Raw genomic sequence first — 24715 nt, forward strand, 5'->3', positions numbered from 1 at the left:
AACGTCAAGCCGGCCACAAAGGTGCGGAAAGTTGCCGCGTCTCGTTGTTGGCCAAAACTAGGACAAAGTGGTTTATGAAACTAGTCGTGTTGTATGGCATGGGGTTATGAGTAATATTCATAAATCATGAAAAGCGAACTGAACGACCTCGCTACGTTTGCAACCGTCGCCAGTGAACGAAGCTTTACGCGGGCTGCGGCAAAGATTGGTGTATCTCAGTCTGCCCTGAGCCACACGATTCGGGGACTTGAGCAACGGCTCGGGTTGCAGCTTCTTGCTCGGACGACCAAGAGCGTCGCGCCAACCGCTGCAGGGGCTGCTCTTTTGAAAGAATTGTCTCCGGCACTCGACCAAATTACGCGTGCTATCAACAATGCCCGAAGCGTTCGGCACCGGCCTGCCGGACGCCTTCGAATTGTAATGTCCCGGTCGGCTGCTGTGATGGTATTGTTACCCCGGCTCACGGCATTCGCCGAGGCCTACCCCGACATCGTTCTTGACCTTGTTACTGTCACTGGCCCTGTAGACCTCGTTGCGGGCGAGTTCGATGCCGGTATTCAACTCGGCGAGTATATTCAAAAGGACATGATCGCGGTGCGGGTCACGAAGGAGCTGCGATTGGCGGTGGTCGGATCGCCTGGTTATTTTGCATCACGAAACATTCCTCGGAAGCCCAAGGATCTAAACGATCATCGATGCATAGGTTTGCGTCTTCCGGGCGGTCCATATCGGTGGGAATTCGAGAAAGGACGAAAGGCGGTTACGATCGGCGTGAACGGCCCACTCATAATCGATGATACCCACTTGGTGATCCAGGCCGCACTCACTGGCGCCGGCCTAGGACTCGCATATGAAGAGCAAGTCTCAGAGTATCTCGCGAAGCGGCGCCTTATTCGTGTGTTAGAGGACTGGACGCCGCCAATTCCCGGCTTCTTCATGTATTACCCCAGTCGTCAGCATCAACCGGCCGCGCTTTCTGCACTAACGAACGCGCTGCGACTTTCTCAACAATAGTTGGCTCTCGACGATAAGTAATCGTGGCGATCTGAACGGACACGTGGAGCGTGCTGGTCATCGCGAGGGCGTCTCGCAGCACATTGACCGCGAAACCAATACGGATTCGGGGATCAAATCGTGGCATGGATAGTTATTCCACTAGCTTTATCCGCAACGCGATGGCGCGGGGCGACGTTCCGTCAGGAACTGCTTCGTGGACCATCCGGCGGGTCTTTGTCAGGGCGATACGCCAATGCCTGAAAAGCAAAATCCAACACGTCTGCATTCGGATGGTCCCCGGACCTATCCCGGCGAGTGGGCACGTCAGGGCGAGATCATTCTGCGCAAGCCGTGGATGCGTGTGGTTTTCATAGCCGGTCTTGTGGGCTGCATTCTTCTGGTCATGGGCATTCGCATCGCTGCGGGGCCCTGATGGATACCCCGGTCATCTTCGCTCTCGAGACCAGCCGCGCCGAAGGAGAAGGCATCGCCAGATGCCTGGGTGCTGGTCTGGCCGAACATGAAGAAAAGCGATTCGATGATGGCGAGCGCAAGCTGGGGCCGGTTGCGGACATACGCGGCGGGCAAGCGCTCGTCGTCCAGTCGTTGTATGACGGGCCTTCGCGCAGCGTGCATGACAAGCTCTGTGATGTGCTGCTTTTCGCAGGCTCTCTGAAAGATTCCGGCGCGGCGCGCGTGATTCTGATCGCGCCTTATCTTTGTTACGCGCGGCAGGACAGGCGCACGAAATCGGGAGAGCCACTATCTCTGAGATATGTTGCGCAAGTACACGAAGCAGCCGGCGTGGATGCGATTGTCGCACTGGACGTGCACAATCCCGCCGCTTTCGAGAACGCGTTTCGGATACCGGCAGTGAACGTCGAGTGCGCTCAGCTCTTCGCCACGCATTTCGGGAAAGCCCTCGCCGATCAGGAGATCGAGGTCATTTCGCCCGATATCGGCGGCCTGAAACGCGCCGAACATTTCCGGGACGCCCTTAGCACGATCATGAATGAAGACGTCGATTTGGGCGCGCTTGGCAAACGGCGGATAGATCACGTCGTCAGTGCCGAGGAGATCCCGGGCGGCGTCCGCGAGCGAACGGTGGTTGTTTTTGACGATATGATCGCCACCGGCTCCACCATGCTGGGCGCAGTGAAGGCCTGTCGCAAGGGCAGGGCGGCCTTTGTCATCGCGGCGGCTACACACGGCTTATTCCTACGCGGCGCGGAGGAACTCGTTGCGAGCGGCTTGGTGGATCGCATTATTATCTCGGATACGATACCGCCCTTCCGTCTCGACGCGCGCCTGGTTACGGAGAAGGTCACGATCCTTTCCGCAAGCCAAGTGATTGCAGACGGGATTCGCAATATTGCCGCTATCTAAGTGTCGTGCCAGCCGAGCGATAGCGAATTGTCCGGCTTGAGGATGAATTGTCCGCCTTGAGGATGACGTAGGTGCGGTCCGCCAAGGAGTTTGAGCACGCTTGATCGGCAGTTCCATGGACGATCGAGATTGCACCGGTTTTCTCCAGTGGGCGCTCGCGCAGCGCGATTTCCGCTGGCCCGGTTTTCGTAAGGTGCGCCGCCAAGTCTGCAAGCGCCTGAACCGGCGAGTCCGCGAACTCGGACTTGCTGATTTTGCGGCCTACCGCCGCCGCCTCGAGGCCGATCCTGCCGAGTGGATGGCCTTTGATAATTGCTGCGTGGTGATCATTTCCCGTTTCTATCGCGACAGGAGCGTGTACGAGACCCTGCGCGAACGCGTGCTTCCTGAGATCGCGGCGCACGCCGTTCGCGAAGGAAGAATGGTCCGCATCTGGTCTGCCGGCTGCGCGTCTGGCGAAGAGCCATACACGTTGAAAGTCATCTGGGACTACGATGTAGCGCGTGAGTTTCCCGATGCATCGGTGTCAATCGTGGCGACCGATATCGATGAGACCGTTCTCGCAAGGGCGCGGCGAGGGTGCTTTGAGCCAACCAGCCTCGGCGAATTCCCGACACGGTTGATTGACCAGGCATTCGACCGGGTCGGGCTCCTCTACTGCATCAAGCCGAAACATCGGGAAGGGATTGAATTCCTGCCTCAGGACTTGCGGAGAGGAGGGCCAGCATGGACGTTTGATCTCGTTCTTTGCCGCAACATCGCGTTCACCTACTTCGCGGAACCGCTGCAACGTCATGTGCTGAGGGGCATCATGGATCGCCTTGCGCCGCACGGCTATCTCGTCATTGGAGCGCATGAGCGGCTGCCGAGCGTCGAGCCGATGTTGAGACCCCTGTGTGGCGCGCCGCAGATTTTCGAACGGACTGAGGTCACCGAGCGTTGAGTTTCGTACCAATCCTACGATCGATTGCCGCTGCCCAGGGCAGGGTCTGGTGACATGAAACTGACATTTCTTGGAACGCGCGGCGAAATTGAAATGCGCTCGCGCCAGAATCGTTCACCTCGGCCGTCTTTGTTCAGTTGAGCGTCGCCGTGTGGCTGAGAGCATCGGAACTTCGTCGGGGCCGCAGCCGTTTCGGAACCACCGAAGGTATGCGGTCGTACCGCTTTCATTGCAGTCACCGATGAGCCAGTCGGTTGATCTTCGCTAAGCTGCTTTGCAGAATGCTCATCGCCAGAACGATGCCTTCTTGAAATGCGTCGAGGGGTGCTCATAAGTGTAATGCTGGCGAGCATTCAGTTGAGCGGGAGCGCAGCGTGCTCGCGGACCTCGCACGCGACGGAGTGTCTTCCTGCGGATCGACGGGACGGGAGCTGCGGCAACCGACCATCGCGAACCCGATAAGGGGAACATAAGTCGCCGACCGAACGAGGCGGACCGAGGGCCCGGGCAGCCTGTGACGAATGCTGCGCGCATAGCACGTTGGCGAATGCCGCCAATACGGCGGGCAGACGAGATCGGAATTGGATACTATGATGGACACAAAACGCCGAAGCAGTTTTGCTGGTGCTGCGGAGCTTGTCGCGCACGCGGAATCGGCGGCCGACCATCTCAAAGAGCTGTCTGCGGCCTGCGAAAATGGCGACAAGACAGCAGCGCGAAAAGCACTACGTGCAGCCATCAGCGAGCTCGAGGTGGCACGAGCCCTCCTACGTATCGGACTCGAGTGATTGTGTGTGTTGGCATCTGGCGAGATGTTGCTCGCGATCTCACGTGAGAAGCCGGCGAAGGAGAACGCCGCAAAGAAGACGACGCCGAAGCCGCAGCGGAAGTCGGCATAGAACGGCTCCGCCGCAGCGGCGATGAGGTCGGCGGTATCAGCCGAGAGGTCGGGTTTGTCTGAACTGGAAGCCGTTCGGAGTGAACCTGCGGGCCACGGCGCGCGCCTTGTCCTCGCAGGTCTCCAGCGCGATCTTCTGGGCGAGCATGACATCTCCGATCGGCAGCGCGCCGATCGGCATGAAACACAAACCCTCCTGCAAGCGGCCTCTTTCGTCAATCTCACACACGTTCACCGAGGCTCCGGCGTGAATCCTGTACCGCTTTCCACTGTCGCTTCCGACGACCTCGAAGTAGCCCCTTCTGCCGAACTGCTCCCGCTGGCTCGGCGACAGCCATTTTTGCAATAGCCGCAGCGACCTGCCCTCCGGCGTGCCCTCGGCGCCGTGCCTGATGAAGAGGCTTCGCGTCGCTCTCAGGCGGGAGCGGGCGCCCGGCAGTAACGGTCGAAAACCAAACATAGCGACTAACCGCCGACCAACCTGGGGAAGAAGAGGGTTTGTTCCGCAGTGGGGTCGAACATTCGGATCTGTGAGGTCTGACCGGAACTCGTCCGGACCGCGGCGGTGAAACCGGCCTTCGTCAGCTCATTGAACCGCTGCTCCGCCTTCGCCACGCCCTGTACGTCTTCGGGGTTGAAAGGGTGACGGCTGTCGCCGGTGCGGTCCATCACGATCTGGATTGCCATGATCGTCCTCCTCGGATTGATGATAGCCAAAGGACCGCACCCAGTATCGGACCGACCCGACGGACTTTCAATAGAAGAACACCTCAATCGGAAGACCCGGTTCGCGCGGCCCGCACTCAGGCCGGCGGGCACTCCGGGCAGGTATCGCCGATCAATCCCGGCTACGGTACGGTCCTGCATCCAGCGGAGCCCTTCACGCTCGCTGACGTTTGCCGCTGAGGTGTCGGATCAGTGCAAGCGTTGACAGAACCACTACCCACCAATGTTTTGAGGAGGCCTAACGAATCCGCGGGCGATGTATTGGACCGCCACGCTACGTGCCGGTCAGAGCGAACAATAATCAACTTATGGTCCAGCTCAGACGGTTCTCCTCCAACGTCAAGAAGCTCAAGCGGCACGTTGTGTGCCTTCGCGCCCATCAACAGGGAGGCCACGTCCACGTTAGGATCCGATCGGACCAGCGTGTAGTAAGGACCCAGCCTGTCATAGACAGACTGGCCCTCGGGCAGCCAGACATGCAGCAGTCGCGCCCCGGGCACTGTCGAGGGGATGAAGCTTCCCATCGTGTATTCCGGTGCCGTGGCGCCATCATAAGCGATGATAGGGGAGTTTGCGTAGAAATATCCGAAGTTCAGGCCGGCGCAGCAGTATTGTTGAACATTCGGGTTGATTGGCGGACTTGCCCTGGTCGCTTATTATGGTGCCGGCAAATATTCGGTAGATGCTGCTCGTCGCGATCATGGATAGCAGCGAGGTCTGCACGCGAGCAGGCCATGAGTTCCGAAAGCTTGGCCAATTCAGCAGATGTAGCTCCTCGCGCGCCTCAAGGAGGCGGGGTTCCATCGTTCCGCAAGGTGCAGCCATGGTTCGTGGCAGCAACTTTCCGAGCTTTCATTGCCGAAAATAATGAGCGATAATCAATAAGCCGGCGCGGCGGCAAGTGCCAAGCGGACGGAATCGGTGCACGAAGATGGTAAAGGCCGATGCCTGAGCGAACGTACAGTCGAGGCAGCGATATCGATGCCACGAGAGCAAGCGCTCGTTTGGCCGGCCTCGACATCGACATCATTCACCGGCAATCGCCGACTGGTGATTGGGAGCAGATATCAATCAACCTCCGGGCAACGCCATCGTTCGAAGCGCTCGGGTCCTCGTTCGAGGCGGCCAACCCTTTCACGTTTTGGGCGCAGGCCACGCGATTTATGTGGATGCCGTGGCTGCTCACGGCGCAGACGATGATGCTGCCGGCAGGCCGGCCGCGAACGCTCCCGAGCGTCGTCCACCCTGAGCAAGAGGCGCCGACGGCTAACGGTTAGCGAGCCAAAGGATCAGGGAAAGGATCACGCTGACCAGCAGCGATGTTGCGAGCGGGATATAAACGCGGAAGTTGTCGCGCTCGATGACGATGTCGCCGGGCAACCGGCCTAAGCCAATCTTGTTGATCACGGGCCATAGCAGCCCAAGCGCAACGAGCGACAAGCCGAAGATGATGAGCAGACGCGAGATCGACATTGCGCCGAGCCTACGATCACAGTGGGCGAGCCGATTGAGGGAGAGCAAGCAGGATTTGGCGTGCTGCTGTGACCGCGGTCCGTCGCACGGCTCGGATGGGTCAGTATAGCGTTTTCGAGCGAAGCGGACACACAGTTGGGCAGGCTGACACCATGATTGCCCTGTTCACGGATTTTGGGTTGCACGGCCCGTATACGGGTCAGATGAAGGCGGTGCTGCACCAGATGGCGCCGCGCATTCCCGTTGTCGACCTCTTCGCCGATGCGCCAGTCAGCAATCCCAAGGCATCGGCGTATCTGTTGGCCGCCTATGCTGCATGGTTTCCGGTACGAACCGTCTTTCTTTGCGTTGTCGATCCCGGCGTCGGCGGGACGCGGCCATCCATTTTTGTCGAAGCCGATGGCCGCTGGTATATCGGTCCCGGCAACGGCTTGCTTGAGCTGATCCAGCGCAGAGCCCAAGAGACGCGCAGCTGGGACATCGACTGGAAGCCGAAGCATCTCTCGGCCAGCTTTCACGGGCGCGACCTCTTCGCTCCGGTGGCAGCCATGCTGGCGCGCGGTGATCCGCCCCCCGGCCAGCCACGTCACGACGGCGCAGATCGCCGGGCAGACTGGCCGGATGACCTCTGCGAGATCGTTTACGTCGATCACTACGGCAATGCGATGACCGGACTGAGGGCGGCTACGCTGCCGCCCGGCGCAAGGCTCACCGCGGCGGGGCGGGTTCTGGACCGCGCGAGGACCTTCAGTGATCTGCCGCCAGGCGCGGCTTTCTGGTATGAGAACTCCAACGGGCTTGCCGAAATTGCCGTCAATCAGGGGCGGGCGGACCGCGATCTCGGTCTTGCCATCGGCAGTCCGGTCGAGATCGTCGCATGAACAAAGGCGTGCCGTTTTGACCCGAAGGCAACATTCCACCAAGCAGCGCCCACATCCGCATCGGCCGAAGCCGCCGGAGCGCCGCGACAAGCCGCAAGCTGACGCTAACAGGCGCCTTGCTGAGCAGACCCGCAAGATCCTGCGCAAACACTACATGAGCAAATACCGGGTGCAGTGAAATCGCGAAGTCTGAGCTTTGAAGCAAGCACTGGGGTGCTACTTTGCATGGGGTTGTTTTCGATATTTTAGTTGGATCAGACGGGCAAGGTTATGAAAAGCATCATGTTGCATTGAGCCGGCGTTGCGGGTAAGCAATTGAGATGGAATGGAAATTTTCCGTCGCGCCGATGATGGATTGGACCGGGACATCTCAAAAAGCGAAGCACGATCAGCACTTAAGCACGCGCGTTGCGAGTCATGCTGTACCAAATGCTGTACCGTCCGACTGACGATTTCCCTTTAGCGAACAAAATTCTGCGTTAGGCGGCGTACGGCGGCCACAGAGACTTGTAGTCGCGTCCGCGAATCTGAGCGGTCGATCTTGCCGTGAACTTCACGACAAAGGTTGGAGAAGATGTTGTTGGTAGCGCGCTCCGCCGCTACCAGTTCTGCGATTTTCTCCGCCAAATGGCGATTTCCTTTAATCGCGGTCGCTGCAACAAACTGTGGCGAGCGGAAGGATAATTTCGGCTTCGGATCAGTTCCGATCCTCGGGCAGAGCAGCGGGTTCGATCGCAGTGGCTGCTTGTTGCCGCCGGCGTTCGCGCAGCCTGCGGAAGTCATCGCCCGCGTGGTGCGAGGAGCGTGTCAGCGGTGTGGCCGATACGAGCAGAAAGCGCTTGGCGTAGGCGACCTTCTCGTAGGCTTCGAATTCGTCGGGCGGCACGAAACGTACAACGGCGTGGTGCTTGCGCGTGGGCTGGAGATACTGGCCGATGGTCAGGAAATCGACGTCGGCAGAACGCAGATCGTCCATCAATTGCAGCACCTCGTTCCGCTCTTCGCCGAGCCCGACCATGATCCCGGACTTGGTGAAGATCTGTGGGTCGAGTTCCTTCACTCGCTGCAGCAGCCGGACCGAGTGGAAATAGCGCGCGCCCGGCCGCACCGTCAGATATTTCGACGGCACCGTCTCCAGATTGTGGTTGAACACGTCGGGTTTCGCCGCAACGACGGTTTCGAGCGCGCCCTTCTTGCGGAGAAAATCCGGAGTCAGGATTTCGACCGTCGTACCCGGGCTTGCTACGCGGATGGCCGCAATCGTCGCAGCGAAATGCGCGGCACCTCCGTCGGCAAGGTCGTCGCGATCGACCGAGGTGACGACGACATGTTCCAGTCCCAGCTTGGCCACCGCTTCGGCGACCTTATCCGGCTCATCGGCGTCGAGCGGACCGGGCAGGCCGGTGCGCACGTTGCAGAACGCGCACGCGCGCGTGCACGTATCGCCCATGATCATGAAGGTCGCGTGCTTCTTCGCCCAGCACTCGCCAATGTTGGGACAACTGGCTTCCTCGCAGACGGTCACGAGTTTGTTCTCGCGCACGATGCGCTTCGTCTCGGCCCATTCGGCGGAGCCGGGAGCCTTCACGCGGATCCACGCAGGCTTGCTCTGTATGGGCGTGTCGGGTCGGTTAGCCTTTTCAGGGTGGCGTTGCCTCTGCATCCTCTCTCGCGGATCGTTCTTGAGGAGATCGAGTAAGACTGTCATTTGGTCAGCCCCGTGAATGCGCGGTCGCGGACATTCAGCTATCTAAGCGAACTTCGTCAATTCGATTCTTTGTCTTCCACGAGCGGCCGTGTCGTGACCGGAGCTGCGTTGCGCGGGCCCTCCGGCTTCGAGCGCGCAGGCCGGTTTCCGACTTCGAGCCTTGCATTTTGGAACCCGTCGCCGCGCCGGTCCGACATTTCGGGTGATCCTCCCGCCCGGTTTTCCGGAGCTTCGGACAGATCCGGGCTGATCGCATCCGAGGATGCGACGGCTTGCATCGCAATCTCAAGCAAAATGAATGGCATGCGCGCGAATGGCCGCGCTTTTCATCGTCTGGCACGAATGCTGCTTGGGTATCTGCAAAAGAAGAAGCAATAGCTCGAGAATAAACAACGCGAGGGGACGTTCAGATGCCAGCCAGTATCCAACTCATCACCTAGAGCGCCAGGCGATATCGCCTGTGTGGCGTTGCGCTTTCGCATGTGCGCGGAACGCAATGAGCGTTGACGCTTGACGTCGGCTCGGCATGCAAGGGAGAGAGCAATGAAGGTCGCGGACGCGAAAGATCTGGATCCGCAGGAAACCGGGGAGTGGCTGGATGCCTTGTCGGCAGTCCGAGGACATCGCGGCAATGAACGAGCCGAGTTCGTCGTCAATACGATGCTCGACGCCGCACGCCGTGGCGGGCTTCAGGTAGAGCAGTCGCTGACAACGCCCTACTGCAACACGATCCCGCCGCATCAGCAGCCGGCGCTGCCGGGTGATCGCGCGATCGAGCACAAGCTTCGCTCGATCATCCGGTGGAATGCTCTCGCCATCGTTCTGCGCGCCAACAAGGAAAGCTCAGAGCTTGGCGGTCATATCGCGAGCTTTCAATCAGCGGCCACACTCTACGACATCGGATTCGGCCATTTCTGGCACGCGCCGACGGACGCGCATGGCGGCGATCTGATTTTTGTTCAGGGTCATTGCTCGCCCGGAATCTACGCGCGCGCCTTCCTCGAGGGACGGTTGAGCGAGGAGCAGCTCCTCGGCTTCAGGCAGGAGACCGGCGGCAAGGGCTTGTCGAGCTATCCGCACCCATGGCTCATGCCGGACTTCTGGCAGTTCCCGACGGTGTCGATGGGGCTGGGACCGCTGCTGGCGATCTATCAGGCGCGGTTCCTGAAGTACCTTCAGAACCACAAGCTGGCCGAGACATCGAACCGCAAAGTCTGGGCCTTCATGGGCGACGGCGAGACGGACGAGCCGGAATCGCTCGGCGCGATTGCGCTCGCTGGACGCGAAAATCTCGACAATCTGATCTTCGTCATCAACTGCAACCTCCAGCGGCTCGACGGGCCCGTCCGCGGCAACGGCAAGATCGTCCAGGAGCTCGAAAGCGTTTTCCGGGGTGCCGGGTGGAACGTCATCAAGGTGCTGTGGGGCTCGGGCTGGGATCGGCTGCTCGAAAAGGACAAGAGCGGATTGCTGCTGAAGCGCATGGAAGAGTGCGTCGATGGCGAGTACCAGGATTTCAAGAGCAAGAGCGGCGCCTATATCCGCGAACACTTCTTCGGCAAGTACGATGAACTGAAACAGCTCGTCGCCGACATGAGCGACGACGATATCTGGAAGCTTGCCCGAGGCGGCCACGATCCGGAAAAGGTCTTTGCGGCCTACGCAGCGGCGGTGAAGCACAAGGGCCAGCCGACGGTCATCCTGCCGAAGACCGTCAAGGGTTACGGCATGGGCGAGTCCGGCGAAGGCCAGATGATCGCGCATCAGGCGAAGAAGATGACGCAGGACGCGCTGCGCGGCTTCCGCGACCGTTTTCAGGTGCCGGTCGCCGACGAGGATTTGGCGAAGGTGCCTTTCCTCCGCCTGCCGGAAGACAGCCCGGAGATGAAGTATTTCCGCGCACAGCGCGAAAGGCTCGGCGGCAGCCTGCCGCAGCGCCGGCGCAAGTCTGCTTCCTTGCAAATTCCGCCGCTATCGACGTTCCAGCGGCTGCTCGACTCTACGGGCGACCGCGAAATCTCGACCACGATGGCGTTCGTGCAGATGCTCGGCACCCTCGTGCGCGACAAGGCGATCGGCAAGCACATCGTGCCGATCGTGCCTGACGAATCCCGTACCTTCGGTATGGAGGGCATGTTCCGCCAGCTCGGCATCTATTCGTCGGTCGGCCAGCTCTACCGGCCGCAGGACGCCGATCAGCTCATGTATTACCGCGAGGACAAGAGCGGGCAGGTTTTGCAGGAGGGCATCAACGAAGGCGGCGCGATGTCGAGTTGGATCGTCGCCGCGACGTCCTACAGCACGAACAATGTGCCGATGATCCCGTTCTATATCTACTACTCGATGTTCGGCCTGCAGCGCGTCGGCGATCTCGCCTGGCTCGCGGGCGATATGCGGGCGCGCGGGTTCCTGCTCGGCGGCACCGCCGGCCGCACCACGCTCAACGGCGAAGGCTTGCAGCATGAGGACGGCCACAGCCACGTGCTTGCCGGCACCATCCCGAACTGCATCTCCTATGATCCGACTTTTGCCTATGAGGTCGTGACGATCGTGCGCGAAGGTATGCGCCGCATGTACGAGGCGCAGGAGGACGTCTACTACTACATCACCCTGATGAACGAGAACTATCCGCATCCCTCGCTCGCCGAGGCAGGCAAGGGCGCGGAGGAGGGAATTCTCAAGGGGCTGTATCTCCTGAAGATTGGCGGAGAGACGCCGAAGAAAGGACTGCGCGTCCAGCTCGTCGGCTCGGGCACGATCCTGCGCGAGGTGATCGCGGCCGCCGATCTGCTCAAGGCGGACTTCGGCGTCACCGCCGACGTCTGGAGCGCGACCAGCTTCAACGAACTGCGCCGTGACGGCATGGCGGCGGAGCGCTGGAATCTGCTGCATCCGACCGAGCCGCGCCGCAAGAGTTGGGTGGAGACGCAGCTCGAGGGACATCCCGGTCCGGTCGTGGCGTCGACCGACTACATGCGCAACTATCCCGACCAGATCCGGGAATATGTGCAGGCGGCTGGCCGTCGCTACGTCGTGCTGGGCACGGACGGTTTTGGCCGCAGCGACTATCGCGTGAAGCTCCGAAAATTCTTCGAGGTCGACCGGCATTACGTCGCCGTCGCGGCGCTCAAAGCGCTCGCCGACGACGGAGCGATCAAGCCGGCGATCGTGGCCGAAGCCATCGCCAAATACAAGATCGACTCCGGGCGTGCTGCGCCCTGGACCGTGTGAGCGGAGCCGAGGACAGAGCGATGAGTGGTCTGATCGATATCAAGGTGCCCGACATTGGTGACTTCAAGGATGTCCCCGTGATCGAGGTCTTCGTCAAGCCCGGCGACAAGGTGAAGGCCGAAGATCCGCTGGTCGCGCTGGAGTCCGACAAGGCGACCATGGAGGTGCCGTCGCCTCGCGAAGGCGTGGTGAGGTCGGTCGTCGTGAAAGTCGGCGACAAGGTCAGCGAAGGTACCGTAATCGTGCAGTTCGTGGGCGCGGGCGCGGAACAGGCCGACACACGTCCGGTCGTCAGCGCTCCGCCGTCGCCTGTCAGCGCACCGGCGGGTGTCGCGGAAGTCCGAGTTCCCGATATCGGCGACTTCAAGGATGTTCCCGTCATCGAGATATTCGTGAAGCCCGGCGACAGCGTGAAGGCCGAAGATCCGCTCATCGCACTGGAGTCGGACAAGGCGACGATGGAGGTGCCGGCTCCTCTCGCGGGCACAGTCCGCGAGATCAAGGTCAAGACCGGCGACGAGGTCAGTGAGGGCTCGATCATCCTGTCGCTCGCAACCGGAGCATCACCTGTGCAGGCCGACGTTTCTCCCGCGTCACCGCCTGCGGTCTCGCCGGCCGCCGCTGCCGAAGCGGCGGTGGTCGGCACCTTTGACGAAAAGAGCTTTGCGCTCGCCTATGCCGGCCCGGCGGTGCGCAAGCTGGCGCGCGAACTGGGTGCCGATCTCGGCAAGATCAAGGGTACTGGCAATCATGGCCGCATTCTGCGCGAAGACGTTGAGGCCTTCATCAAGGGCGGGGCGGCGCCTTCAAAGCCGCAAACCGCAGCTGCAAGCGGGAACGTCGGCGGCATCGATCTTCTGCCCTGGCCGAAGATTGATTTCGCCAAATTCGGACCGGTCGAGCGCAAGGAGCTCGGCCGCATCAAGAAGATTTCCGCAGCCAACTTGCACCGCAACTGGGTCGTCATCCCACACGTCACCACGCACGACGAGGCCGACATCACCGATCTCGAACAATTCCGGGTCCAGATGAACAAGGAGCTGGAGAAGAGCGGCGCAAAACTCTCGCTCCTGCCGTTCATGGTGAAGGCTGCGGTAGCGACGCTGCAAAAATTCCCGGAATTCAATGCCAGCCTCGACGGCGACGCGCTCGTCTACAAGAACTACTGGCACATCGGCTTTGCCGCGGACACGCCGAACGGCCTGATGGTGCCTGTGATCCGCGATGCCGACAAGAAATCGGTGCCGGAAATCGCCAAGGAGATGAACGCCCTCGCCAAGCTCGCGCGCGAAGGCAAGATCAAGCCCGACCAGATGCAGGGCGGCACGTTCTCGATCTCCTCGCTCGGCGGTATCGGCGGCATCTATTTCACGCCGATCATCAACGCGCCCGAAGTTGCGATCATGGGCGTCTGCAAGGGTTACTGGAAGCAGCACTCGTCGGATGGAAAGACGGCCGACTGGCGGCTGACATTGCCACTGTCGCTGTCATGGGATCACCGCGTCATCGATGGCGCGGCGGCGGCGCGCTTCAACGTCTACTTCGCCAACGTGCTCGCCGATTTGCGGCGCGTGCTGTTCTGAGATCGGGGGAAGCAGCAGCATGGCTCAGCAGATCGAAGTAAAGGTCCCGGATATCGGTGACTTCAAGGACGTTGCCGTGATCGAGGTCATGGTGAAGCCCGGCGAGACCGTCGCGGTCGAGACCAGTCTCATCATGGTCGAATCCGACAAGGCGTCGATGGAGATCCCATCTTCGCACGCCGGCGTCGTCAAGGAAGTGAAGGTCAAGACCGGCGACAAGGTGAGCGAGGGTTCGGCCATTCTGGTGCTCGAGGCAGCAGGGGCCGCGACTGCGCCGAAGCCCGCGCCGGCATCGCAACCGGCTGCCGCAGCTCCGCCGCAGATTGCGCCTTCCGCGGCATCCTATTCCGGCAAGGCGGATATCGAATGCGATATGCTGGTGCTGGGTGCCGGTCCTGGCGGCTACTCGGCCGCTTTCCGCGCCGCCGATCTCGGCATGAAGACTGTGCTGGTCGAGCGCTACGATACGCTCGGTGGCGTGTGTCTCAATGTCGGCTGCATCCCAAGCAAGGCGCTGCTGCATACGGCGTCTGTGATCGACGAGGTCCGTCATCTCCCTGACCATGGCATCTCCTTTGGCGCGCCGCAGATCGACCTTGGCAAGCTGCGCGGATTCAAAGACGGCGTCATCAAGAAGCTGACGGGTGGCCTTGCCGGCATGGCAAAGGCCCGCAAGGTCGAAGTCGTGACCGGCGTCGGTGCCTTCCTCGACCCGCATCATCTCGAGATTGTCTCGACCGCAGGCAAGAAGACGGTCAAGTTCGCCAACGCCATCATCGCCGCCGGCAGCGAGGCCGTGAAACTGCCGTTCCTGCCTGACGATCCGCGCATCGTCGATTCGACCGGCGCGCTGGAGCTGAAGTCGATCCCCAGGCGCATGCTGGTGATCGGTGGCGGCATCATCGGGCTCGAAATGGCGACGGTCTATTCGACCCTTGGTGCCCGGATAGATGTGGTCGAGATGCTCGACGGCCTGATGCAGGGGGCCGACCGCGATCTGGTCAAGGTCTGGGAGAAGGCGAACGCGGGCCGCTTCGAGAAGGTCATGCTGAAGACCAGGACGGCGGGCGCGAAAGCAACCGAGACCGGGATCGAGGTGAGGTTCGAGTGCGAGCAGGCGCCCGCCGAGCCGCAGGTCTATGACCTCGTTCTCGTGGCGGTCGGCCGAAGCCCGAACGGCAGGAAGATCGGCGCTGAGAAGGCCGGCGTTGCCGTGACCGAGCGAGGTTTCATCGACGTCGACAAGCAGATGCGCACCAATGTGGCGCACATCTTCGCGATCGGAGACATCGTCGGTCAGCCGATGTTGGCGCACAAGGCTGTGCACGAAGGTCATGTGGCTGCGGAGGTCGCGCACGGCCAAAAGTCATACTTCGACGCGCGACAGATTCCGTCTGTCGCCTACACCGACCCTGAAGTTGCCTGGGCCGGCAAGACCGAGGAGCAGTGCAAGGCCGAGGGCATAAAGGTCGGCAAGGCGGTCTTTCCATGGGCAGCCTCCGGCCGCGCCATCGCCAACGGTCGCGACGAGGGTTTTACCAAGCTGCTGTTCGACACGACGACGCACCGCGTCATCGGCGGCGGCATCGTCGGGACGCATGCCGGCGATCTCATCAGCGAGGTCTGCCTTGCGATCGAGATGGGCTGCGAGCCGGCCGATATCGGCAAGACCATTCACCCGCATCCGACACTCGGCGAGTCCATCGGCATGGCGGCCGAGGTGTTCGAGGGCGATTGCACGGATCTTCCGCCGCAGAAGAAAAAGTGACGCCGGAGACAGCCATGGTTTCAAGAGCGTGGCGAGTTCTTGTCCTTCTCGCATTTGTTCTGCTTCCGCCCAAACTGGCGTCGGCGGCGGAGGCGCATTGGCCCCAGGTGCTTACTCTTGGCACCGCGTCGGAAGGCGGCACTTACTACGCCTATGGCGAAGGGCTGGCTCGATTGCTCTCGCGAGAACTCGGCATCGTGGTGGTGGCGCGACCAACGGGTGGCCCGGTTGATAATATCAAGCTGCTTGAGACGGGTGAAATTCAACTGGCCTTCGTCACACAAGGCGTGGCGTTGCAAGCCTGGAACGCCAACGCTGCCTGGACCGGTGGGCGGCAATACCGAAACATGCGCGCCATGTTCGCGATGTACGATACGCCTTTTCAGTTTCAGGTGCTAAGTGACTCGCCGATTCAATCGTTTGCCGATTTCGCCGGCAAACGTATCGGTGTCGGGCCCGAGGGCGGCACCACCGCCACCTACTTTCCCGAGTTCCTCAAGGCGCTGAAGGTAGAGGCCACCTTGGTTTCCGGCGATTGGGCGGTGCTCGCCGAGAAATCGTTGGCGCGAAGCATCGATGCGCTCGCGGTTGGCGCCGGCGTACCGGCTCCATTCCTTATTGATATCGAGCGAAAGGCGAAGGTGCGCTACCTCCCTCTCACGCGGCAGGAGATCGCAACGCTGCGCCTGGCGATGCCCGAACTCTCCGCATCCGTTGTCGCGGCGGGTTCGTATCCTACCTTGCGGCGCCGTTACGACACGGTCGGCCTGTTCAATTTTGCCGTAGCGCACAAGGATCTGCCGGACGATCTGGTCACAGCCATCGTCAACACGGTGTTCGCCCATAACGACCAGATGATCGAATTTCATCCGGCGGCGGCGGAAACGATCCCCTCCAACATCACGCGCAACAATTTCATTCCGCTGCACGGCGGCGCGGTCAGTTGGTATCGCAGCAGGCTTACGCCCGGGGTTGTGCATTCGGACTGAGAAACAATCTTCAGAGAAGGAATGAGGCATGGCAACAGCGGCAGCAACGACAGAAGGTCACCATTCCGGAAAATGGTATCAGCACCTCTATGTGCAGGTTCTGGCTGCAATCACGGCCGGCATACTGTTGGGCCATTTCTATCCTCATCTTGGCGAGCAGATGAAGCCGCTCGGTGACGCGTTCATCAAATGCATCAAGATGATCATCGCCCCGATCATCTTCTTCACGGTTGTGCACGGTATTGCCAGCATGCGCGACATGAAGAAGGTCGGACGTGTTGGTTTGAAGGCATTGATCTATTTCGAAGTGCTGACGACAGCTGCGCTGATAATCGGACTCATCGTTATCAATCTGTGGAAGCCCGGCGCCGGCATGAACGTCGACCTGTCGACCGTCGACACAAAATCGATCGCGGCCTTCACCGCAAAAGCGAAGGAGCAGGGCGCGGTCCAGTTCCTGATGGACATTATTCCGTCGACGGTCGTCGGCGCTTTTGCCCAAGGTGAAATCTTGCAGGTGTTGTTCTTTGCAATCCTGTTTGCATTTGGTTTGCAAGCTCTCGGTCAGCACGGTGAGGGCGTGCTGCGGCTGATTGATGTCGTGAGCCACGTGTTCTTCAAGATCGTGGGCTACATCATGAAAGTGGCCCCGATCGGAGCGTTTGGCGCAATGGCGTTCACGATCGGCAAGTATGGCGTGGCGACGCTGGTTTCGCTGGCCAACTTCATGCTGGCGTTTTACGTCACGTGCTTGTTGTTCGTCTTCGTCGTGCTCGGCGCCGTTGCTGCCCTTAGCGGCTTTTCGATCTTCAAGTTCATCCGTTACATCAAGGAAGAACTTTTGATTGTGCTCGGCACTTCGTCATCGGAATCCGTGCTGCCGCGCATGATCGCCAAGACTGAAAATCTTGGCTGCGAAAAGTCGGTCGTCGGTCTGGTCATTCCTACCGGCTACTCGTTCAACCTCGATGGCACCTGTATTTACCTGACAATGGCCGCGATCTTCCTGGCGCAGGCGACCAACACGCCCCTGACGATCTGGCAAGAGCTCGGCATCATTGGCGTTCTGCTTCTGACATCCAAGGGCGCTGCCGGCGTCACGGGATCCGGCTTCATCGTTCTGGCCGCAACACTTGCATCCGTCGGGACGATTCCGGTCGCGAGCATCGCCTTGATCCTTGGCATTGACCGCTTCATGTCGGAGGCGCGCGCGCTCACCAACCTTATAGGAAATGGCGTTGCGACAGTCGTCGTCGCCAAATGGGAAGGGGCACTCGATGAAAAAATGCTCCATCGACGTCTGAACCAGGAGAGCGATGTCGAAGCTGATAATCCGGAGTCAGTGAAGATTGCGGATGACGAGATCGAGGCAGGCGCGCCCCGTCCAGTCATTGCTTGACGTTGAAAACCGAAGTGCAGGGAACGCTAAACGAGGAGTTGATCATGACTGAAGTGGTAATTGTGTCTGCCGCGCGAACGCCGGTTGGCTCCTTCAATGGGGCGTTCGGATCGCTAACTGCCCATGAACTTGGAGCGGTGGCGATCAAGGGAGCGCTGGACCGTGCCAGGGTCTCGCCCGAAGAGGTCGACGAGGTCATCCTGGGCCAGGTCCTTGCCGGTGGCGAGGGACAAAATCCGGCGCGGCAAGCCGCCATGGCGGCCGGCATTCCGCAGGAGAAGACGGCGTGGGGCATGAACCAGCTTTGCGGTTCGGGCCTGCGGTCGGTTGCGCTCGGCTTGCAGCAGATTGCCAACGGCGATGCCAAGGTCATCGTCGCCGGCGGCATGGAATCGATGTCGATGGCGCCGCATCTGTCGCACATGCGGGGCGGCACCAAGATGGGCGACGTCAAGTTCGTCGACTCCATGCTGAAGGACGGCCTGATGGATGCGTTCCACGGCTATCACATGGGGGTCACGGCGGAGAACATCGCCGCCAAATGGCAGATCACCCGGGAAGAGCAGGACGCGTTCGCCACCAGCTCGCAGAACAAGGCCGAAGATGCGCAGAAGGCCGGCAGGTTCAAGGACGAGATCGTTCCCGTCACCGTCAAAACCAGAAAGGGCGACGTTGTCGTCGACCAGGATGAGTATATCCGTCCCGGCACGACGCTGGATGCGCTGGCAAAGCTGAAGCCCGCCTTCAACAAGGAGGGCACGGTAACTGCCGGTAACGCCTCCGGGCTCAACGACGGCGCGGCCGCGATGGTGTTGATGAGCGCCGACGAAGCGAGCAAGCGTGGTCTCATGCCGCTGGCAAAGATCGTCTCCTGGGCGACCGCGGGCGTCGACCCGGCGGTGATGGGGTCGGGGCCAATCCCTGCTTCGCGCAAGGCGCTCGAGAAGGCCGGCTGGAAGGTCAGGGATCTCGATCTCGTGGAGGCCAACGAAGCCTTCGCGGCGCAAGCCATCGCCGTCAACAAGGATATGGGCTGGGATCCCTCGATCGTCAACGTGAACGGCGGCGCCATTGCCATCGGCCATCCGATCGGCGCATCCGGCGCGCGCGTTCTGACGACGCTCCTGTTCGAGATGCAGAAGCGAGGCGCGAAGAAAGGCCTTGCCACGCTGTGCATCGGCGGCGGCATGGGCGTCGCCCTCACGGTTGAGCGCTAAGCCAGCGGACGAGCCCGGTCGTTGCCGGAGCCAGTCGCGGACAGCAACCAGGCCGTCAGCGAACGATAACGGCTCCATGAGAGCCAGCAAATACAGAATGAGCCGATCAGGATCAGGAGGGAACGATGTCCAGAGTTGCGGTGGTGACCGGTGGAACGCGAGGCATAGGTGAGGCGATCTCGATCGCGCTCAAGGCGGCCGGGTACAAGGTGGCCGCAAGCTATGCCGGCAATGATGAAGCGGCCGCGAAGTTCAAGGGAGAGACCGGCATCAATGCCTACAAATGGGACGTGTCTAGTTACGATGCCTGTGTCGCTGGTCTGAAGCAGGTCGAAGCCGATCTGGGCCCGGTGGACGTGCTGGTCAATAACGCTGGCATCACCAAGGACGGCATGTTCCACAAGATGACCCCGGACCAATGGTACGCGGTCATCAACACCAACCTGAACTCGTTGTTCAACATGACGCGGCCGGTGTGGGAAGGAATGCGCGAGCGCAAGTTCGGCCGCGTGATCTGTATCTCATCGATCAACGGCCAGAAGGGCCAGATGGGCCAGGTTAACTACTCCGCCGCCAAGGCTGGCGACATGGGCTTCGTCAAGGCGCTTGCCCAAGAGGGAGCTCGCTCCGGCATTACCGTCAACACGATCTGTCCCGGTTATATCGCCACCGAAATGGTCAAGGCGATCAACCCGGACGTGGTGGCCAAGAACATCCTTCCCCAGATCCCGGTCGGCCGTTTGGGTGAACCGCACGAGATCGCGCGTACGGTCCTGTTCCTGGCATCCGACGATGCCGGGTTCATCACGGGTTCGACGATATCCGCAAACGGAGGCCAGAGCATGGTTTGAGCCGCCGCCATGTCGATACAGCCACGAGGGGATCTCACGACGCGAACGCTCGCCATGCCTGCGGATGCGAATCCGAGCGGCGATATCTTCGGTGGCTGGGTCCTTTCGCAGATGGACATCGCCGGAGGAATTCATGCCGGACAACGTGCGCAGCGGCGTGTCGCAACGGTCGCGATTGAGGCTATGCATTTCATCAAACCGGTGCATGTCGGGGATGTCTTGTGCGTCTACGCCGCGCCCGAGCGTGTCGGGCGCACCTCGGTGGCGATCCGGCTGGAAGCCTGGGCCCTGCGCAGCCGGCTGGGTGATCGCGTCAAGGTGACTGAAGGCATCTTCACGTTCGTCGCGCTGGATAACGAAGGGCGACCGGCGCCGATCGGGTCGGATCGACAAGGACAAGCATCGCAGTAACCACCAATGAAGGAGAGGGAAATGTCCGACGGCAAATCGAAGGCAAACGATACTGACTGGGGCTTCGCCGGGTTCGACTTCGCCAAGCTCATCGAATCCTGCCAGATCAGCGGTGTCGACATGACGTCCCTGATCGATACGGAGAAGAAGAACATCGATGCGCTGATTGAGGTCAACCGTTCGGCATATGACAGTTGGCGAAGCTTGATGGCGCGACAGACCGAGGTGTTCCAGGAAACCATGAAGGCGATCGCCGCAGAGGCCAGCAACGAAACGGTCGCGGGACGGCGCACTGAAATCGCCCGGCAGGGGTTCGAGAAAGCTCTCGCCAACATGCGTCAGCTCGCCGAGACAGCGACCGAACAGCAGAAGCAAATGATTGAGATATTGCGCCGGCGTTTCGAAGACGGAATGGCGACCATGCGTACGCGGGATGGGAGCGTCTGAGGTCACTTGACCGGCAGCGGGAAGAGGGGCGGAAGCGTCCGCCTCTCGAACAAGGGTAGAATCGGGGAATACGATGAACCAGGATCTGAGGGAAGCCGCACTCGAATATCACCGCCTGCCGAGGCCGGGAAAGATTTCCGTGGTGCCGACCACGGCCATGGCGACACAGCGCGATCTGTCGCTCGCGTATTCACCGGGCGTGGCGGAGCCTTGCTTGGTCATCGCCAAGGACCCCTTGCAGGCCGATGTGCTGACCGCACGCAGCAATCTCGTGGCTGTCGTCACCAACGGCACCGCCGTGCTTGGTCTCGGCAATATCGGCGCGCTGGCCGGCAAGCCGGTCATGGAAGGCAAGGCGTGCCTGTTCAAGAAGTTCGCCGGAATCGACGTATTCGACATCGAACTTGCCGAAGAGGATCCTGACGCCCTGATCGAGACGATCGCCAGGATGGAGCCGACCTTCGGCGGCATCAACCTGGAGGACATCAAGGCGCCGGAATGCTTCTACATCGAGCAGAAGCTCCGCACCCGAATGAAGATTCCGGTGTTTCACGACGACCAGCACGGCACCGCGATTATCGCCGCCGCGGCAATCCTGAACGGCCTGAAGCTGGTCAAGAAGGACATTGCCGAGGTCAAGCTGGTTTGCTCCGGCGCTGGCGCAGCGGCGCTGGCCTGTCTTGATCTCATTGTCAGCCTTGGCCTGCGGCACGACCGTATCATCGTGACCGACGCGAAAGGCGTCGTCTATGCGGGCCGCACCGAGGGTATGGACGACAACAAGGCGCGCTATGCGGTGAAAACGGATGCGCGAAAGCTGGACGAGATCATTCAGGACGCGGATATCTTCCTCGGCTTGTCGGCCGGCAATGTTCTGACATCAGACATGGTCAAGAAGATGGCGCGAGATCCCCTGATCTTCGCCATGGCCAACCCGATCCCGGAAATCATGCCGGAACACGCATTGGCGGTCCGTCCGGATGCGATCATCGGCACGGGGCGGTCGGACTACCCCAACCAGATCAATAACGTCCTGTGCTTCCCGTTCATCTTCAGAGGCGCGCTCGACTGCGGAGCGACGACGATCAACGAGGAAATGAAGCTTGCCACCGTCCGTGCGCTGGCGGATCTGGCCATGACGGAAGTGCCCGAGGTGGTGGCCGCTGCGTATAAGGGGGAGAAGCTTCGATTCGGCCGCGACTATCTCATTCCAAAGCCGCTCGACCCGCGGCTCATCGAGGTCGTCGCGCCGGCGGTGGCCAAGGCCGCGGCCGACAGCGGTGTCGCCAAGCGTCCGATCGCGGACATGGAAGCCTATCGCCAGCAGCTCAGCCGGTTCGTCTATCAATCCGGCAACGCGATGCAGCCGGTCTTCTCGGTGGCGAAGGGAAGCGGCAAGTCCCTGCTTCTGGCTGAGGGCGAAGACGAGCGCGTGCTGCGCGCTGCCCAGGTGGTCGTTGACGAGAGGATCGCAAGACCATTGCTGGTCGGCCGGCCCTCGACGATCGAGGATCGGATCAAGTCGTTCGATCTCCGGCTACGGCCGGGCATGGACTGCGACATCATCGATCCGCATGATGCGGAGATCTATTCCAAATGCGCTGAAGTGTACCATTCGCGCAGAAAGCGCGACGGCGTATCGGCTGGCCTCGCTCTCTCGGAGACCCGAAGCAATGCAACCGTACTGGCCTCGCTTCTTCTCGCGAGAGGCATTGGTGATGCGATGCTGTGCGGGGTCATCGGCAGGACTGCCGACCATCTGGCCGCCATCCGCAACGTGATCGGCACCCGCGACGATGTGCGGACGCTCGCCGTGATGCAGATGCTGATTCTGCCGCAGCATCAGCTGTTCATTTGCGACACTCATTGTCACCTTAGTCCGACCGCCGATCAGGTCGCCGACATTGCCTTGCTGGCGGCGGCGGAGGTCAGGCGGTTCGGCATCACGCCGCGGGTGGCCCTGTTGTCGCATTCGAGCTTCGGCAGCTCTGCGGTTCCGGAAGCCAACAAGATGCGGGAGGCGCGGGCGATCATTCGCCATCTGTTTCCCGATCTGGCGGTCGAAGGCGAGATGCGCGGCGACGCCGCGCTGTCGCCATCCGTGCTTCACCACGAGTTTCCCGATTCCGGCTTCGAGGGACCGGCGAACGTGCTGGTGATGCCGAATCTCGACGCCGCCAACATCTCCTACAATCTGCTCAGGATGGCGGCGGGCCAGGGATTGACGGTCGGGGGCATCCTGCTGGGGGCGGCAAAGCCGGCTCACATCCTCACGCCATCGTCCACGGTCCGGCGAATCGTGAACATGGCCGCCGTCGCGGTCGCAGATGCGGTCTCCGAGAGAGCATGATTGGGAGGACGCGTTTGGACGGATAGTGAACTCGATCGGTTGAGGCCATCATGAGTAAGCCGCAATTGGGAAAACCCCGGATTGTGATCGTCGGAGGCGGAGCCGGCGGATTGGAGCTTGCGACGCGTCTGGGCGACAAATACGGACGCAAGGGGAGGCTCGACATCACGCTGATCGAGCGAAACCGCACGCATGTATGGAAGCCGAAGCTGCACGAAATTGCCGCCGGCAGTATGGATATTTCAGCTCACGAAGTAGACTATCTCGCTCAGTCCCATTGGCACGGCTTTCGCTACCGGATCGGCGACATGATCGGGATCGATCGGGATCGTCGTCAAGTGCTGGTGGCGCCGTATTTCGACGCTGAAGGCCGCGAGGTCACGCCGAAGCGGACCTTTGACTATGATGTTCTCGTCGTCGCCGTCGGAAGCCAGAACAATGATTTTGGCACGCCTGGAGTCGCCAACCACGCGATCAAGCTCGAATCGCAGTCGGACGCACGGCGATTCCACGAAAGAATGATCAATGCATGTATTCGCGCGCATGCACAATCGTCGCCTCTCGGAGCGCACCAGTTGAAAGTCGCGATCATCGGGGCCGGTGCGACGGGCGTCGAACTTGCGGCCGAGCTCCACAGAACGACGCGTGAAGTGGTGGCGTATGGCCTCGATCAGGTCGATCCCCAGAAGGACATCAGGATCACATTGATCGAAGCCGCCCAGCGGGTGCTTCCCGCACTGCCCGAACGGGTTTCGAAAGAGACCGAGAAGTTGCTTGTCAGGCTGGGCGTCGATCTGCTGGTCGGCGCCAAGGTTTCCGAGGTCGGCTCCGACCGTGTGAACCTGACGGACGGCCGGACGATCCCCGCCGAATTGATCGTCTGGGCTGCAGGAGTGAAGGCGCCCGATTTCCTGAAAGATATCGCCGGCCTCGAAACCAACCGCATCAATCAGCTCGTCGTTCGGCCAACGCTGCAAACGACGCGCGACGACGGCATCTTTGCAATCGGCGACTGCGCTGCCTGCTCATGGGGCGAGCGCGGCAACGTGCCGCCGCGCGCGCAGGCGGCCCACCAGCAGGCCTCGCATCTTTATTCCCAGATTCCGCGCTATCTGCAAGGCGAGCCGCTCAAGCCCTATCGGTACAGGGATTTCGGATCACTGGTGTCGCTCGGCGAATTCAGCACGGTCGGCTCGATGATGGGAACGCTGGTCGGCGGCAATCTCGTCTTCGCGGGCATCTTCGCAAGGATGATGTACCTGTCTCTCTACAAGATGCACGAACACGCGCTGCACGGTTCGGTGAAGGTTGCGCTCGACACGCTGGCACGCCTGATCACCCGGCGCACCGAGCCGCATGTGAAGCTTCATTGATATCGGGTCGCGGGGAGGGATGCCGTGCCGGTCGATGCAAGCTCGAGTGATGCGAAGGTGCTGCGCCGAACCCGGAGGGAATGCT

Annotated in this window: 21 protein-coding genes; 17 read left to right on the forward strand and 4 right to left on the reverse strand. The window is 60.9% G+C overall.

Annotated elements, in window-relative coordinates; genetic code table 11:
* Positions 1 to 126: 126 nt before the first annotated feature.
* From V1277_RS26205 to V1277_RS26225, 5 genes are all read left to right on the forward strand, one after another.
* Positions 127 to 1014 (forward strand): LysR family transcriptional regulator, encoded by an 888-nt coding sequence (locus tag V1277_RS26205; RefSeq protein WP_442894518.1) that lies wholly within the window; start codon positions 127 to 129, stop codon positions 1012 to 1014.
* Positions 1015 to 1210: 196 nt separating this feature from the next.
* Positions 1211 to 1429, forward strand: a complete 219-nt coding sequence (locus V1277_RS26210; RefSeq protein WP_334418791.1) for a hypothetical protein — start codon at positions 1211 to 1213, stop codon at positions 1427 to 1429.
* On the forward strand, positions 1429 to 2382 hold the full coding sequence (locus V1277_RS26215) for a ribose-phosphate diphosphokinase (RefSeq protein ID WP_334418792.1): 954 nt from the start codon (positions 1429 to 1431) through the stop codon (positions 2380 to 2382). Before V1277_RS26210 ends, V1277_RS26215 begins: the two co-directional genes overlap by 1 nt.
* Positions 2383 to 2482: 100 nt before the next feature.
* A complete protein-coding gene (locus V1277_RS26220) occupies positions 2483 to 3325 on the forward strand; it encodes a CheR family methyltransferase (protein ID WP_334418793.1) in 843 nt (280 codons plus the stop codon).
* Positions 3326 to 3918: 593 nt separating this feature from the next.
* Positions 3919 to 4113 (forward strand): hypothetical protein, encoded by a 195-nt coding sequence (locus tag V1277_RS26225; protein ID WP_334418794.1) that lies wholly within the window; start codon positions 3919 to 3921, stop codon positions 4111 to 4113.
* Positions 4114 to 4260: 147 nt separating this feature from the next.
* On the opposite strand, the gene V1277_RS35070 is transcribed toward V1277_RS26225, so the two are convergent.
* From V1277_RS35070 to V1277_RS26240, 3 genes are all read right to left on the reverse strand, one after another.
* Positions 4261 to 4404 (reverse strand): hypothetical protein, encoded by a 144-nt coding sequence (locus V1277_RS35070; protein ID WP_442894519.1) that lies wholly within the window; start codon positions 4402 to 4404, stop codon positions 4261 to 4263.
* Positions 4405 to 4688: 284 nt separating this feature from the next.
* Positions 4689 to 4910, reverse strand: coding sequence for a hypothetical protein (locus tag V1277_RS26235; protein WP_334376185.1), 222 nt, complete (start codon positions 4908 to 4910; stop codon positions 4689 to 4691).
* A gap of 1305 nt (positions 4911 to 6215) precedes the next feature.
* On the reverse strand, positions 6216 to 6422 hold the full coding sequence (locus V1277_RS26240; protein ID WP_249727198.1) for a DUF2905 domain-containing protein: 207 nt from the start codon (positions 6420 to 6422) through the stop codon (positions 6216 to 6218).
* 152 nt (positions 6423 to 6574) lie between these two features.
* Between V1277_RS26240 and V1277_RS26245 the strand changes: the two genes are divergently transcribed.
* Complete coding sequence (locus V1277_RS26245) at positions 6575 to 7303, forward strand: SAM hydrolase/SAM-dependent halogenase family protein (RefSeq protein WP_334376184.1); 729 nt, start codon at positions 6575 to 6577, stop codon at positions 7301 to 7303.
* A gap of 697 nt (positions 7304 to 8000) precedes the next feature.
* Here the strand turns inward: V1277_RS26245 and lipA are convergent.
* Complete coding sequence (gene lipA, locus V1277_RS26250) at positions 8001 to 9011, reverse strand: lipoyl synthase (RefSeq protein ID WP_334418796.1); 1011 nt, start codon at positions 9009 to 9011, stop codon at positions 8001 to 8003.
* A gap of 543 nt (positions 9012 to 9554) precedes the next feature.
* On the opposite strand from lipA, the gene aceE reads away from it, so the two are divergent.
* The 11 genes from aceE to V1277_RS26305 all read left to right on the forward strand — a co-directional run bounded on the left by aceE (position 9555) and on the right by V1277_RS26305 (position 24630).
* Complete coding sequence (gene aceE / locus V1277_RS26255; protein ID WP_334418797.1) at positions 9555 to 12242, forward strand: pyruvate dehydrogenase (acetyl-transferring), homodimeric type; 2688 nt, start codon at positions 9555 to 9557, stop codon at positions 12240 to 12242.
* Positions 12243 to 12262: 20 nt separating this feature from the next.
* The gene (locus V1277_RS26260; protein WP_334418798.1) at positions 12263 to 13825 is read left to right on the forward strand and encodes a dihydrolipoyllysine-residue acetyltransferase; all 1563 of its coding nucleotides are present in this window, start codon (positions 12263 to 12265) and stop codon (positions 13823 to 13825) included.
* Between the two features lie 19 nt (positions 13826 to 13844).
* On the forward strand, positions 13845 to 15593 hold the full coding sequence (lpdA, locus tag V1277_RS26265; RefSeq protein WP_334418799.1) for a dihydrolipoyl dehydrogenase: 1749 nt from the start codon (positions 13845 to 13847) through the stop codon (positions 15591 to 15593).
* Positions 15560 to 16582 carry a TAXI family TRAP transporter solute-binding subunit gene (locus tag V1277_RS26270; protein WP_334418800.1) on the forward strand — a complete coding sequence of 341 codons (1023 nt, stop codon included), beginning with the start codon at positions 15560 to 15562 and terminating at the stop codon, positions 16580 to 16582. The genes lpdA and V1277_RS26270 overlap by 34 nt, the downstream gene beginning before the upstream one ends.
* A gap of 28 nt (positions 16583 to 16610) precedes the next feature.
* Entirely contained in the window at positions 16611 to 17981 is a 1371-nt protein-coding gene (locus V1277_RS26275; protein ID WP_334418801.1) for a dicarboxylate/amino acid:cation symporter, read from the forward strand.
* Between the two features lie 44 nt (positions 17982 to 18025).
* Positions 18026 to 19198: an acetyl-CoA C-acetyltransferase gene (locus tag V1277_RS26280; RefSeq protein WP_334418802.1), complete on the forward strand. Its 1173-nt coding sequence runs from the start codon at positions 18026 to 18028 to the stop codon at positions 19196 to 19198.
* Positions 19199 to 19323: 125 nt separating this feature from the next.
* The gene (gene phbB / locus V1277_RS26285) at positions 19324 to 20049 is read left to right on the forward strand and encodes an acetoacetyl-CoA reductase (protein WP_334418803.1); all 726 of its coding nucleotides are present in this window, start codon (positions 19324 to 19326) and stop codon (positions 20047 to 20049) included.
* 54 nt (positions 20050 to 20103) lie between these two features.
* Positions 20104 to 20460 (forward strand): acyl-CoA thioesterase, encoded by a 357-nt coding sequence (locus V1277_RS26290; RefSeq protein ID WP_334418804.1) that lies wholly within the window; start codon positions 20104 to 20106, stop codon positions 20458 to 20460.
* 21 nt (positions 20461 to 20481) lie between these two features.
* Positions 20482 to 20907, forward strand: a complete 426-nt coding sequence (gene phaP, locus V1277_RS26295) for a TIGR01841 family phasin (protein WP_334418805.1) — start codon at positions 20482 to 20484, stop codon at positions 20905 to 20907.
* 73 nt (positions 20908 to 20980) lie between these two features.
* On the forward strand, positions 20981 to 23257 hold the full coding sequence (locus V1277_RS26300; protein WP_334418806.1) for an NADP-dependent malic enzyme: 2277 nt from the start codon (positions 20981 to 20983) through the stop codon (positions 23255 to 23257).
* A 50-nt stretch (positions 23258 to 23307) separates the two neighbouring features.
* Positions 23308 to 24630 carry an NAD(P)/FAD-dependent oxidoreductase gene (locus tag V1277_RS26305; RefSeq protein WP_334418807.1) on the forward strand — a complete coding sequence of 441 codons (1323 nt, stop codon included), beginning with the start codon at positions 23308 to 23310 and terminating at the stop codon, positions 24628 to 24630.
* Positions 24631 to 24715: the final 85 nt, after the last annotated feature.

Source organism: Bradyrhizobium sp. AZCC 1588, assembly GCF_036924735.1.
In the GTDB taxonomy this organism is placed as follows: domain Bacteria; phylum Pseudomonadota; class Alphaproteobacteria; order Rhizobiales; family Xanthobacteraceae; genus Bradyrhizobium.